A 12,943-nucleotide genomic window follows, 5' to 3' on the forward strand; every position below is an offset into this window, starting at 1 on the left:
AAACCTCAACGATGACAAAACTCTTTTCGAAAGCGACGTCGCACGGATAATTCGCGACGGATATAGATCAGGCGATATCGCAGTCGCCATGTCTGTCCTATGCTAGTCGCTGGCGCATTAAGAAACGTCCGGTTGGCGGAATCAGGTAGCATAGGTTCAGATAGACGCATTATGCGCAGGAGTGAGGAAGCATCATGGACGATATGATCGAGCAGCCGGTTGCGGGTAGCGATGGCGGTGGGCGGCGTTCGCGCGGTGAGGGAAGAGGCGCGGCGGCAAGGCGAGCCTCGCGCAGTGGCGGCGGTCCGGGCCCGTCGCTTCCCTATATCGTCCGAAAGATCGGCGTTTACGAAGTGCTTGACGAAGAAGGCCTGCAGCTCATCGAGCGCAATGCCGATACGGTTCTCGAGGAAATCGGCATCGAATTTCGCGACGATGCCGAAGCTCTGGCACTCTGGAAGGAAGCCGGCGCCGATGTGCGCGGGCAGCGCGTGCATTTCCCAAAGGGGCTTTGCCGCGAACTTCTGAAGACTGCACCCAAGGAATTCACGTGGCACGCGCGCAACAGCGAGCGTAACGCCCATGTCGGCGGCAAGGCAACGATCTTCGCGCCGGTCTATGGCCCGCCCTTCGTGCGCGATCTCGAAGGCAACCGCCGTTATGCGACGATCGAGGATTTCCGTAATTTCGTGAAGCTCGCCTATATGGCGCCGTCGATGCATTCCTCGGGCGGTACGGTCTGCGAGCCGGTGGACATCCCGGTCAACAAGCGCCATCTCGATATGGTCTACAGCCATATCAAATATTCCGACAAGCCGTTCATGGGTTCGGTGACGGCGCCTGAGCGTGCCGAAGACACGATCGCCATGGCGAAGATCGTTTTCGGTGATGATTTCGTCGAGAACAATTGCGTCACGCTGAACCTCATCAATGCCAACTCGCCGATGGTCTTCGACGAGACCATGCTCGGCGCATTGAAGGTCTATGCACGGCATAACCAGGCTTCGGTCGTTTCTCCGTTCATCCTGTCGGGCGCCATGAGCCCGGTGACGGTGGCGGGTACGCTGACGCAGATCCTGGCGGAAGTGCTGGCTGGCGCTTCGTTCACGCAGTTGATCCGCAAGGGCTCGCCGGTGCTCTATGGCACTTTCGCTGCCTCGATCTCCATGCAATCCGGTGCTCCGACTTTCGGCACGCCGGAGCCGTCGCTGGTCTCTTACGGTTCCGCGCAGCTCGCGCGTCGTCTCGGACTGCCGTTCCGTACCGGCGGTTCGCTTTGCGCATCGAAGGTTCCGGATGCGCAGGCAGCGCATGAATCGGCTAGCACCTTGAACATGACGCTGCTGGCCGGCACCAACTTCGTGCTGCATGCGGCCGGCTGGCTGGAAGGCGGTCTCGTTTCTTCCTACGAGAAATTCATGATCGACCAGGATCAGCTCGGCATGATGCAGAAGATGGCCGAGGGCGTCGATCTCTCTGAAAACGGACAGGCGCTGGACGCCATCCGCGAAGTCGGCCCCGGCAGCCACTATCTCGGCTGCGCCCATACGCAGGCCAACTTCCAGTCCGCCTTTTATCGCTCCGCGCTCGCCGACAACAACTCCTTCGAACAGTGGGAGATCGAAGGCCAGAAGCGTATCGAGGATCGCGCCAACGCGCTTTGCCGGTCGTGGCTCGACCATTATGAAGCACCGCCGCTTGATCCGGCGATCGATGAGGCTCTGCTGGCCTATATCAAGAGGCGCAAGGACTCGATGCCTGACGCTTTCACTTGAAGAGAGCCCGAAGCCGCCAGGGAGCAAGGCGGAGCGATACGCGTTGCCGATCTCATCCAGAAGGAGGTCTGGCGGCCGCACTATCAGTATAAGGGGCCACGGTGAACGGCGGCCCTGCCATTTTCGAACAGCTCCGTGCGGCGCTCAGCGTCCACGGAGTTTTCGTTCGCGGTAGCCTGTCCTTCGATCGAGGCGAGGGGCCGATGTTGGCCGACGGCAAGGCTGCTCGCAGTGTCGTTCTCCTCGGCAATGTCGGCGGCTCGATCTGGGAGCCGTTTTCGCATTGGCGGCAGTTGCCGGAAAATAGTCTGCGCCGAGATCCGCTGGACGACTGGTCGAAGGCGATCATCCGGCCGATTGCGGACGAGCTGGGTGCGACGGCCTATTTCCCGTCTGATCCTCCATGGCAGCCGTTTCAGCAGTGGGCCATGCGGGCGGAGGGTTTGAAGGCTTCGCCGCTCGGTATCTTGATTCATCCGGAATACGGCCTCTGGCATGGCTATCGCGGAGCCCTCGGTTTTGCCGAGAGTCTGCTCGACGATGCCGCGCCAACGAAGGGCGAGCATCCCTGCGATCATTGTGCGGCCAAGCCTTGCCTCAATGCCTGTCCCGCCGGCGCCGTGGCGCCCGCCGGCTTCGACGTTCCGCGCTGTCGATCGCATCTGCGGACGAAGGAAGGGCAGGCAGGCTGCATGGTTGCCGGCTGTCTTGCGCGCAATGCCTGTCCCGTGGGGGCGAGTTATCGTTATCCTGCCGCGCAGCTTGCCTTTCACATGGCGGCGCTTCAGTTGTGAAGGAGAGGCATTTGGAGCCATGCGTTGATTCGATTGATGATCATCCTCACTGTTCTTGCTTTTGCCGCGACGGCGTCGGCGGGCGAAGCCTGCCGCAAGGTCCAGCATCTCGGTGACGGCTATACGGTCTGCATCTTCGACCCGACCGCCGACGATATCCAGCTTTACCAGAATGATCGCAGCGGCAAGCCCTATGGTTCGTTCCGAGCACTGGAGAACGATCTGCGCTTAGATCGCACCTATGTGCGCTTTGCCATGAACGGCGGCATGTATCTGGACGATCAGTCTCCGGTCGGCCTGTTCGTCCAGAACGGTCGCGAGCTGAAGGCGATCAATACCAACAAGGGCTGGGGCAATTTTCATTTGTTGCCGAATGGCGTGTTCTATCTTCTGCCAGGCCGGGCCGGCGTGATGGAAAGCAGGGCTTTCGTTGCCTCCGGTATCAAGCCGTTCTATGCGACCCAATCCGGTCCCATGCTCGTCATTGACGGCGCGCTCCATCCGTCATTTCTGGCCGACAGCACCAGCTTGAAGTCCCGAAACGGTGTCGGCGTCACCGGTGATGGCAAGGTCGTGTTTGCGGTCTCGGACGGCCCGGTGCGTTTTCATGACTTCGCGACGCTTTTCCGTGACGACCTTGACTGCGCGAACGCGCTGTTTCTGGATGGCAGTATTTCCAGCCTCGACATTCCGGAATGGCAAAGACGCGACGGCCTGTTTCCGCTCGGTCCGATCATTGCCGTAACCGAGCTGCTGCCGGGCTAGGCGCCGCGATGCGCAAGGTTGGAGCCAGCCACATTCGCTAATCGACGTAGCAGGGGATTTCACGTCCTCTGCACGGACATTGTCGGATTGAGGCTTCGAGACATCGATGACAGAGATTGCAAATGGGGCAAAGGCGCTGATCTTCATGACGGCGCGCGATTGCGAAATGTATGTCCGGCAATCGCTGGCAAGCCTTTCGCGGCAGACGCTTGACGATCTGCACGTTCTTTTTGTGGACGACTGCTCTAAGGATGACACAGGCATCATCGCCTCGGCGCTTCTGAGTGATCTCTTTCCCGGCCGGCACACCTTCATCCGCAACGAGGTGCAACTCGGAAAGTCGCGCAACGTCTGGGAGCATTTGCGGCCGCGCACCGGCATGGCGGAGTTCATCGCCATTCTTGATGGTGACGACCAGCTGATCATCCCCACCATCCTTGAGCGGATGTCCGGAAGCTATGCAAGCGGGCAGGACGTTGTCTGGACCAACTTCGTCACCGATGGTGGCGGTGTTGGCGGCAATGGTGCGCTTGATCCCAATCTTTCTCCGCGCCAGCAGGGTTGGAAGACCAGCCATCTCTTCAGTTTCCGCGCATCCTTGCTGGACAATATTCCGGAGGGCTACTTCCAGGACAATGCCGGCCATTGGTTCATGGCTGCCTGCGACATCGCGCTTGCGCTGCCGATCCTCGATCAGACACGGCGCTATGAATTCATGCCGGTCAATGCCCATCGCTATACGGCGACCAATCCATATTCGCATCACAATCTCGACCCCAATTCGAACGGCTTGAACTCCACCGCGCAGCAGCGTTCCGCGCAGGATGCCTTCAACAAGCCGCCCCTGCCGTTGACCAGGCCGGCAAAGACCGTTGCTCCAAAAGCTGCCGCACCGGCCGTTGTGGCAAGCTATCTGTCTGATCTTCCTGCTGCCACCAGCGTGGCACCCGTTGCCGCCTCGGATGCCTGGCAAACGACGGCGAGCGAAATCCTGGTTGCGGGTTATCCGACGTTGCTCGATGCCCAATCCGCCGCCGGCCGCAATTCGCTGACGCCGATCCAGATCTGGGCGCTTCGGCGCGCGGCGCTTGGAAGAAGCGATGCGCCGAATATCCTGCATATCGGTGCGCCACGCTCCGCCCTGGTGCTGGCCTCGCTTTTGGCGGGCAGCAATGCCGGGCTGAACTGCCTGTGCGTGACGCCGGAGCAGGCTGGAGATCTCGAAGCGCGTTTCATCGCAAGCGGCCTGACGGAAGGTGTGTCCATCATCGAGGCTGAAGCTGCGACAATCGGCTTCGAGGATATTTCGGCCTATTTCCCCGATACGCGGCGCATTGCCGAGGACGTCAAATTCGATCTGGTTGTCGTCGATCTGCAGAATACGTCCTATCCCGCGGAGAGTGCCTTGGTTGCTCTTCCAGCACTGGCAAACAATCTATCGCCTTCCGGTTTCAACCTTTGCCTTTTCGCCAAGGACCGAGCGACCGAAGTGCTGGCCGCCAAGCGCTGGGCCAGCGTGAGCGCCGGTTTGAAATTCAGCCTAGATGCCATAGGCGGCAGCGGATTGATGGTCGTCGGCGGCCGCTGACGATGCTTTCGGCCGCGCCGACATACTGCCGATAGCCTTTGCCCCACAAACCTTTGCCTGTTGGAAAGAACTGCGATGACGCTTCAAGCCACGATCGCCTGCGAAGTGAATAGCTACCGGACTTCGGTCCGGTTCCACCTTCCCAATCCGAACGACCACATCCAGAGGATCATTCTGCAGAACAACGCCTTCTATGAGCGGGCGATGCTGGAAGATGTCGGTTCGTCCCTGCCGGAAGATGCGCTCGCGGTCGATGTCGGCGCCTATATCGGCAATCACACGCTCTTCTTCAGCTCCGTCCTCGGGGTCAGGACGATCGCCTTCGAACCCAATCCGCTCGCCTTCGTCGCTTTGCAGGCCAATGTCGAACTCAACGGCATCAACGGGCTGGTCGAGCTTCATCCGCTGGCGCTTGGCGCCGGTCCGGCAACGGGCGAGATTGGCAACGTGGATGCCGCCAATCTCGGCGATGCGCAATTCCAGCCGACCGGCGAGGGCAGCATCCAGATGGCGAGGCTCGATGATGTCATCGGCGAGCGGCGGGTGCATCTCATCAAGATCGATGTGAGCGGTGCGGAAGCCGACGTGCTCCGGGGCGCGCATGAAACCATTGCCCGCTCACGGCCGAAGCTTCTGGTCAGCGCCAGGAGCCGCGAAGTCCTGACCGAGGTCGAGGCCATTCTCCGGCCGCTGGGTTACCGCAAGATACAGTTCTACAATGACACCCCGACCTATCTCTTCGAACCGGCATATTCCGAGGCTGCCGCGCCGACAAGGGCGATAGACCTGGTCGATCCGCGTCATCTCGCCATGCTGCCGCCAACCCGGCAGATCGTTGCGGGGATGGCGACGGTTGCAGGAAACGAGATTGCGCTTCGCGCAACTGTCATGTCTCTGCTGCCGCAGATCGATTGCCTCTTTGTCTATCTCAACGGATTTACGCAGGCGCCGCGCTTCATAGCCGAGCATCCGAAGATCCGGCACTTCATCGACACCGACGGCAGCCGCTACGGCGATGCCGGCAAGTTCTGGGGGCTGGAGCAGGTCGAGGACTCGATCTACATCACCTGCGACGACGACATCATCTATCCCGACGATTTTGTCGCACGCACGGTCGGCGAACTCGCGCAGTTGGGTGGGCAGGCTGTCGTGGGCGTGCATGGGGCGATCATCCTGCAGCCGAGCCTCGGCTACTATAAGGATCGCGGACGGGCGGTTCTTCATTTCGAACGCGCTTTCATGCGCCGCCGTCGCGTCCATGTCGTGGCGACCAATGCCTGTGCCTTCCATTCGAACACGGTTAAGATGACGCTTGCCGATTTCCGCCATCGCAACATGGCCGATACCTGGCTTGCGCAATATCTTCATCGCGAGGGCATTCCATCCTACATCGTGCCTCGCAAGGAAGGCTGGCTGCTGCCGATAGAGGTGCAGCGTCCGACGATCTACGAACAGTCGTCTGCCGGTACCGGAACGGCCTATGATAGTTCGAAGAAGCAAGACGAAATCCTGTCATCCATGTACCCGATCTCGTTGTTGCGATCGGACGCCGCAGATGCATCGTCGATCATTTACCTGGTCGATGCAGACCGCGCCGACGGACTGGTGGAGTTCATCCTGGCGGTGGCCGCGCGGGAGCGCGATCCGATCGTCTTCGTCACTTGCGATCATGAAACCCAGGAAATGCGCGATACGGTGCTGCATCCCGATTTCCTCTGCGAAGTTCACCTTGTCGCGCGCAGCGGCGGGCATGCTTCCGGCTATAAGGACCTGCTCTCGACATATGCGGGACGTGTCAGGGCGTGGACCCTTCGCAACGGCAACGAGCTGAAGCTGGTTGGTGGCGATGACTGGAAAAAATGGTTCGAGCCGATTGCGCCACTCGCCAATGCCCTGCCGGTCGCACCCGTGCCGACAAGATCCTTCGCGGACGAACGGCCGGGCTTCGATTCGTCGAAATACTGGGAGCAACGCTATATGTCCGGCGGCAATTCCGGCGCCGGTTCATACAATAAATCAGCCGAGTACAAAGGCCTCATTCTCAACGCCTTCGCAGCCGAGAAGCAGCTGAAGCATGTGGGCGAACTTGGCAGCGGCGACGGCAACCAGCTTCGTTATCTGGGCTTCGAGCACTATACCGGCTTCGATGTTTCGCAGACGGCGATCCATCTTTGCCGCGACATGCACAGAGACCGCCCCGGCAGCGACTTCGTCTGGCTTGGCGAGCCGCAACTGGACATGAGCCAATATGACGGTGCATTCGAGCTGACCTTGTCGCTCGACGTCATCTTCCACCTGATCGAGGAAGACGTCTATCGCACCTACATGGAGCGGCTGTTTGCCATGTCGAAGCGCTATGTGATCGTCTATGCCTCGAACCATGACGGCCCTGATCGTCATGGCGCCGTGCATGTGAGAAATCGACGCTTCACCGATGACGTGGCGCGTTGGCTACCGGAATGGACGTTGCTCAAGCACGTCGACAATCCCTACAAGCATCCATTGATCTCGGAAGCGGATTTCTTTGTATTCGGCAAGAATGGCGCCGAGGATCTGTCTTTCCTGGATGGGGTCAATCAGACGCCGCTCAGGCAGTAGCGGCGCGATTTGGCGCTGGAATAGAGAGCTAAACGAAAGCCGGCGGCAATGTTCTTGCCGCCGGCTTTAATTTTGCTGATATCAGCCGCGGCGGCGGCGTTCGCGGGTCGGCGCCGTGCCGCCTTCATTGGCGGTCTTGTTGCGCAATGGCCCGATCCGCTCGATGATCACCTCCAGTGTCGGGCGAGGGCCGGGCACGTAGCTGTCCAGCGCCTGCCGCATGGCAGCCAGGTGATCGCAGGACGTGCCGCAGCAGCCGCCGATGATCTTGGCGCCGGCATCGCGTGCAAGGCGCGCATAATCGGCCATGAGTGGCGGCGTGCCGGAATAATGGATCTCGGCGCCGCGATATTCGGGAATGCCGCAATTGCCCTTGACGACGACGATGGCGTCAGGATCTGCCTCCGTCATGTCGAGAAGGCTCGAGAGGATATCCGATGCGCCGACGCCGCAATTTGCGCCGACGGCAAGCGGTCCTTCACCGATATCGACGGCAACGCCGTGAATGTTTTTCGGATGCAGGCCCATCATGGTCTTGCCCGCCGTATCGAACGAGCCCGTATAAGTGTAGGGCATGCCGACCTTGACGGCGGCTTCGGCGGCGGCACGGATCTCTTCGGGCGACGACATGGTTTCGATCCACGCGACATCGGCGCCGCCGGCCTGCAGGCCTTCGATCTGCTCGACGAATGCGGAAACGGCATCTTCGTAGGTCATTGCGCCGAGCGGCACCAACAGCTCTCCCGTCGGGCCAACCGAGCCGGCGACGATCACCTTGCGGTCGGTATTGTCTGCCACTTTGCGAGCAATCTCGGCTGCTACCTTGTTCAGGCTATGCACGCGATCCTGCGCATGGTGCAGCTTCAGGCGATGGCGCGTGCCGCCGAACGTGTTGGTCAGGATGATGTCGGCACCGGCATCGACGAAATCCTGGTGCAGCTTTGTGATCCGTTCGGGATGCTGTTCGTTCCAGAGCTCCGGCGCTTCACCGGCCTCCAGGCCCATGGCGAAGAGATTGGTGCCTGTTGCGCCATCGGCGAGCAGGACGCCCTTTTCAGCAAGAAGATCGGTCAGGGGATTGGATGCGACTGTCATGGCGTCTCCTTGAATATTCGCTATTATATGTAGATATAAACATTTCTTTATGTGCGCACAACGGCCTTGTCGCCTACCATATATTGATCGGGCGTCTGCGGAAGAAAAAAGCGCCCCTTGCAGGGCGCTCCTTCATGAATCCAATGGCGATGTTGCTAAGCCGCCGCCATTTGCGCCGTTTCGTGGCTTGTTGGCGTGACCATCGCCGCGATGATGCTTTGCAGGTCGATGGCACCGACGGGCTTGCCGCCGGCATCGGTGACGGTGGCGCCCGTCTGGCCTGCTTCGGTTATCTGCTTTGCGGCAATTTCCAGCGTCATTTCGGCGGGCACGCGCGTACCGCCGGGTTCTCCGGAAAGTGGCTTCATAATGGTCTGTGCCTGGATGATACGACCACGGTTCACTTCCTTGACGAAAGCGGTAATGTAGTCGTCTGCGGGCCGCAGCACGATCTCCTGGCCTGTTCCCTGCTGCACGACCTTGCCGTCGCGCAGGATAGCGATTTTGTCACCAAGGCGGAGTGCCTCATCCAGATCGTGGGTGATGAAGACGACGGTCTTCTTCAATTCCTTCTGCAGATCGAGCAGCACGCTCTGCATGTCGACGCGGATCAGCGGATCGAGTGCCGAATAGGCCTCATCCATCAGCAGGATGTCGGCGTCATTGGTCAGAGCGCGGGCAAGGCCCACGCGCTGCTGCATGCCGCCGGAGAGCTGGTTGGGAAAGTGCCTTTCAAAGCCTTTGAGGCCGACGCGTTCGATCCAGTACTGACCTTTCTTCTCGCCTTCTGAGCGCGGCACACCCTGAATGTCCAGGCCATAAATGGTGTTCTCCAGCACCGTGCGGTGCGGCAGCAAGGCGAATTTCTGGAACACCATCGCCGTCTTGTGGCGGCGGAATTCGCGAAGGGCATTTTCATTCATCTTGCAGACGTCGACACCGTCATAGAGCACTTCGCCGACGGTCGGCTCGATCAGCCTGTTGATGTGGCGGATCAGCGTCGATTTGCCGGAGCCGGAAAGGCCCATCACGACGGTGATCGCGCCGGCCGGCATGTCGATGCTGATGTCCTGCAAGCCGAGCACGTGGCCATGTGCCTCGTTGAGCTCCGCCTTGCCCATGCCGTTCTTCACCCGATCCACGTAGTCATGTCCGCGACGGCCGAAAATCTTGTATAGGTTTTTGATCTGGATCGCGTGACTAGCCATGAATGACCTCCGAGTGCTTCTGGAGCCGTCTGCCATAGGCTTGGCTCGTACGGTCGAAAATGATGGCGATCGCCACCAGCGCAAAGCCGTTGAGGAAGCCGACGGTGAAGAACTGGTTGTTGATTGCCTGCAGCGTGTTCTTGCCGAGGCCGCCGACACCGACCATGGAAGCGACCACGACCATGGCAAGCGACATCATGATGGTCTGGTTGATACCGGCCATGATGGTGGGCAGCGCCAGCGGGATCTGCACGTTGAACAGCTTCTGCCGGTTCGATGAGCCGAAGGCATCGGCAGCCTCGAGTACCTCTCTGTCGACGAGACGGATGCCGAGATTGGTCAGTCGGATCATCGGCGGGACGGCGTAGATGACGACGGCGATGAGGCCGGGCACCTTGCCGATGCCGAAGATGACGACGACGGGAATGAGATAGACGAAGCTCGGCATCGTCTGCATCACGTCGAGGATCGGATTGACGATCGACTGCAGCCGGTCGGAGCGGGCCATCAATATGCCGATCGGCAGGCCGATGACGATGGCGATGAGCGTACAGACCGTCACCATCGCAAGCGTGATCATGGTGTCGCCCCAAAGGCCGCAGACGCCGATGAGGGTCATGGATATCGCCGTACCGACGACGATCTTCAGATTGCGGCTGGCGGCATAGACAACAAGCATCATGACGATGAGCACTATGAACCACGGCGTGTTGGTGAACAGCCATTCCAGATAGTTCAGGAACCATTGCAGCGGCTGGACGATGGAATCGATGAGGTTGCCGTAGGCTCGCACGGATGCCCTGAAGCCATCGTCGATATTCTTGCGCGCGGCGCGTATGATCGACTCGTCTATTGCCGGAAAATTGCAAAGCACGTCCGGCAGGATCGTACACTGGATAGCCATGTATTTCCCCTTCTTGATCCGGTTCTATCCCTGTCCGCGCATGTGGCCTTCATGTGCGAAAGGTATTGCAGCGCTGCGACCGGTTCTTCAGGCTGCTTTTCAATTCTTACTACATTTGCCGATGCCAATCTGCACTCGTTGCGACCTGCAGCCATGTCGCTGTGTCGATATGAGTGCGGGACTTGTCCGGCGAATATGAGAACGGCGGCAGGCATATGCCGGCCGCCGATTCCTTCATGCGGATCAGAGCGAAGCCTTGATCTTGGTGGCGACGTCGGCCGAAACCCACTTCGTCCACATGTCGGGATAGGTCTTGAGGAAGTACTTGGCGCCGTCCTCATTGGTACCCTGATTGTCGGTCATCCAGGCCAGAACCTTGCCGACGGTGGCGTTATCCCACTTGCGGGTCTTGACGTAATCCATGGCTACGCCGGCCTTCGCGGCAAAACCCTTGGTCACGACGGTATAGACGTCGGAAACCGGATAGGAGTTTACCTTCGGGTTGGCGCAATCCTGGATCGCCGTGCAAGCGTCCCATTCCTTCTTGTCGTGCGGGACGTTGAAGCTCAGGCGCACCATGTCGTACTTGCCGAGGATGGCGGTCGGAGCCCAGTAGTAGCCGAGCCAGCCGCTCTTCTTTTCGAAGGCGTTGGCAATCGAGCCGTCGAGGCCGGCTGCCGAACCGGTGTCGACAAGCGTAAATCCAAGCTTGTCCGCGCCGAGTGCCTTGTAGAGATTGGTGGTCGAGATCTGGCAGTTCCAGCCTGCCGGGCAGTCATAAACTGCACCCTTGGACGGATCTTCCGGGGCAGGGAAGAGTTCCGGATGCTTCAGTGCGTCCTGAACGGTCTTGATGTCCGGATGCGCATCGGCAAGGAACTTCGGAATCCACCATCCCTCGACACCGCCATCGCTCAGCAGCGGTGCTGCTTCGATCAGGCGGCCTTCCGACACGGCCTTGTCGAGCGCGGTGCGCACGGCATTGACCCAAAGCTCCGGCGCTACGTCCGGCTGGCCTTTTTCGTCCATGGAGGTGAAGGTCGGCTGCGTGTCGCCGGTTACCAGCGTCACGTTACAGCCATAGCCGTTCTGCAAGATGATCTTGTCGACCTGAGCGGCAACGCCGGCGGAGGCCCAGTTCATTTCGGCGATCGATACGTCGCCACATTCCGCAGCATGCGCCGAGCCAGCCAAAGCATAGGCGCCGAATGCAAAAATAGCGGAAGCGAGAAGCTTCTTCATGTGATGATGTCTCCCAATTTTTCGTTGCGTTGCGGAAATCGACTTCACGCACGTACGATGTCTGTCGATCCCCTGTCAGCGTGGTTCAACCACAACCGTTCATACGCCGCTGACGACGCCCGCACGGTCCCCTTTGCTGCCGTCGTGCATCTGGTCTTTTTGCGACCGCGGAGCATTGTCGCGGTCGGCCATTCTTTGCATCGACGACGGGCAGCCTAAGGATTTGAAGGAAGAAATCAACAGCCTGCCGGCCAAATGGAGTTATCGCGCCTCTTGGAGAAGACGATATAAGCGTCTGAATTAGCCTATTTTCTACTATTCACGGCTGCAAAATGGGCATTGAGAGGGTCCGGCAAGGCATTCGGATGCCGGTGGAGATAAGTATGACTAAAATATCGCGCCCCTGAAAGACGTTTTATATTCCATTTGCGTCGTTTGCGATTTCGCAGCGCGAATGTGAAAATTTTCAAAAAAGTTTTCGAATTCATTCTTAGTTAAGCACTTAATAACCCTCCAGTAACGATGTCGGGTTATCAATCGATACGTGGCGGGGGACACCGCTGCTTCTCCGGATCAGGTAATGCGTACCGGGGAAAGCGAACCTTGCGGCGTATGTGCAGGGTAGCCGGCGTTTTTGGCAAACCGCGTTGATCTCCGGATCGCGCGGTTTTCGCGTTTATGGTGCCCGCATCCCATGGATCCAGGCCGACCTGTCCGAGAGCCGATGTGTATCCGTCCTGGAGAGCAAAAGTAAAGCCGCCGATGCGGTCGCATGGCGGCTTGTCGTGCGTGGTTTGTCGCGCAGGGCTTGCGGCTTGACTGGATATCAGCCGACGCTGTAGGTGCGGATGAAGCCGACCGTGCCAAAACGCGTGTCGAGCTGCTGCAGGCGGCTTTCGGGGCGACGGACCGGCAGCTTGCCATTCCAGGCGATCTGGATGGAATTCTGTCTGTTGAAGATGAAGAGCATTGGG

The 12,943-nt window shown here is 59.4% G+C and carries 10 protein-coding genes; 5 read left to right on the forward strand and 5 right to left on the reverse strand.

Annotated features, from left to right (window positions below; translation table 11 throughout):
* Positions 1-194 precede the first annotated feature (194 nt).
* The 5 genes from A6U86_RS29030 to A6U86_RS29050 all read left to right on the forward strand — a co-directional run bounded on the left by A6U86_RS29030 (position 195) and on the right by A6U86_RS29050 (position 7,520).
* Positions 195-1,775, forward strand: a complete 1,581-nt coding sequence (locus tag A6U86_RS29030; protein ID WP_068398756.1) for a trimethylamine methyltransferase family protein — start codon at positions 195-197, stop codon at positions 1,773-1,775.
* A 101-nt stretch (positions 1,776-1,876) separates the two neighbouring features.
* Positions 1,877-2,569, forward strand: coding sequence for a 4Fe-4S dicluster domain-containing protein (locus A6U86_RS29035; RefSeq protein ID WP_068398759.1), 693 nt, complete (start codon positions 1,877-1,879; stop codon positions 2,567-2,569).
* 36 nt (positions 2,570-2,605) lie between these two features.
* Positions 2,606-3,334, forward strand: a complete 729-nt coding sequence (locus A6U86_RS29040; protein ID WP_198929109.1) for a phosphodiester glycosidase family protein — start codon at positions 2,606-2,608, stop codon at positions 3,332-3,334.
* 106 nt (positions 3,335-3,440) lie between these two features.
* Positions 3,441-4,922, forward strand: a complete 1,482-nt coding sequence (locus A6U86_RS29045) for a glycosyltransferase family A protein (RefSeq protein WP_068398764.1) — start codon at positions 3,441-3,443, stop codon at positions 4,920-4,922.
* A gap of 75 nt (positions 4,923-4,997) precedes the next feature.
* Positions 4,998-7,520, forward strand: coding sequence for a class I SAM-dependent methyltransferase (locus tag A6U86_RS29050; RefSeq protein ID WP_068398767.1), 2,523 nt, complete (start codon positions 4,998-5,000; stop codon positions 7,518-7,520).
* Positions 7,521-7,601: 81 nt separating this feature from the next.
* Here A6U86_RS29050 and bmt read toward each other — a convergent pair whose 3' ends face one another.
* The 5 genes from bmt to A6U86_RS35740 form a co-directional block, all read right to left on the reverse strand.
* Positions 7,602-8,615 (reverse strand): betaine--homocysteine S-methyltransferase, encoded by a 1,014-nt coding sequence (gene bmt / locus A6U86_RS29055; protein ID WP_068398771.1) that lies wholly within the window; start codon positions 8,613-8,615, stop codon positions 7,602-7,604.
* A 155-nt stretch (positions 8,616-8,770) separates the two neighbouring features.
* On the reverse strand, positions 8,771-9,823 hold the full coding sequence (locus A6U86_RS29060; RefSeq protein WP_068398774.1) for a glycine betaine/L-proline ABC transporter ATP-binding protein: 1,053 nt from the start codon (positions 9,821-9,823) through the stop codon (positions 8,771-8,773).
* Positions 9,816-10,727, reverse strand: a complete 912-nt coding sequence (locus A6U86_RS29065; RefSeq protein ID WP_068398777.1) for a proline/glycine betaine ABC transporter permease — start codon at positions 10,725-10,727, stop codon at positions 9,816-9,818. The genes A6U86_RS29060 and A6U86_RS29065 overlap by 8 nt, the downstream gene beginning before the upstream one ends.
* Positions 10,728-10,970: 243 nt before the next feature.
* Positions 10,971-11,969: an ABC transporter substrate-binding protein gene (locus tag A6U86_RS29070; protein WP_068398780.1), complete on the reverse strand. Its 999-nt coding sequence runs from the start codon at positions 11,967-11,969 to the stop codon at positions 10,971-10,973.
* An 826-nt stretch (positions 11,970-12,795) separates the two neighbouring features.
* The gene (locus A6U86_RS35740) at positions 12,796-12,939 is read right to left on the reverse strand and encodes a hypothetical protein (RefSeq protein ID WP_168806842.1); all 144 of its coding nucleotides are present in this window, start codon (positions 12,937-12,939) and stop codon (positions 12,796-12,798) included.
* Between the last annotated feature and the right edge of the window lie 4 nt (positions 12,940-12,943).

Source organism: Rhizobium sp. AC27/96, from assembly GCF_001692325.1.
Taxonomy (GTDB): Bacteria; Pseudomonadota; Alphaproteobacteria; order Rhizobiales; family Rhizobiaceae; genus Rhizobium.

Excerpts from the sequence above, each read along its gene's own strand:
- bmt (WP_068398771.1), bottom strand. The coding sequence starts at position 8,615 with ATGACAGTCGCATCCAATCCCCTGACCGATCTTCTTGCTGAAAAGGGC.
- A6U86_RS29045 (WP_068398764.1), top strand. The coding sequence starts at position 3,441 with ATGACAGAGATTGCAAATGGGGCAAAGGCGCTGATCTTCATGACGGCG.
- A6U86_RS29030 (WP_068398756.1), top strand. The coding sequence starts at position 195 with ATGGACGATATGATCGAGCAGCCGGTTGCGGGTAGCGATGGCGGTGGG.
- A6U86_RS29040 (WP_198929109.1), top strand. The coding sequence starts at position 2,606 with ATGATCATCCTCACTGTTCTTGCTTTTGCCGCGACGGCGTCGGCGGGC.
- A6U86_RS29065 (WP_068398777.1), bottom strand. The coding sequence starts at position 10,727 with ATGGCTATCCAGTGTACGATCCTGCCGGACGTGCTTTGCAATTTTCCG.
- A6U86_RS29050 (WP_068398767.1), top strand. The coding sequence starts at position 4,998 with ATGACGCTTCAAGCCACGATCGCCTGCGAAGTGAATAGCTACCGGACT.
- A6U86_RS29070 (WP_068398780.1), bottom strand. The coding sequence starts at position 11,969 with ATGAAGAAGCTTCTCGCTTCCGCTATTTTTGCATTCGGCGCCTATGCT.
- A6U86_RS29060 (WP_068398774.1), bottom strand. The coding sequence starts at position 9,823 with ATGGCTAGTCACGCGATCCAGATCAAAAACCTATACAAGATTTTCGGC.
- A6U86_RS35740 (WP_168806842.1), bottom strand. The coding sequence starts at position 12,939 with ATGCTCTTCATCTTCAACAGACAGAATTCCATCCAGATCGCCTGGAAT.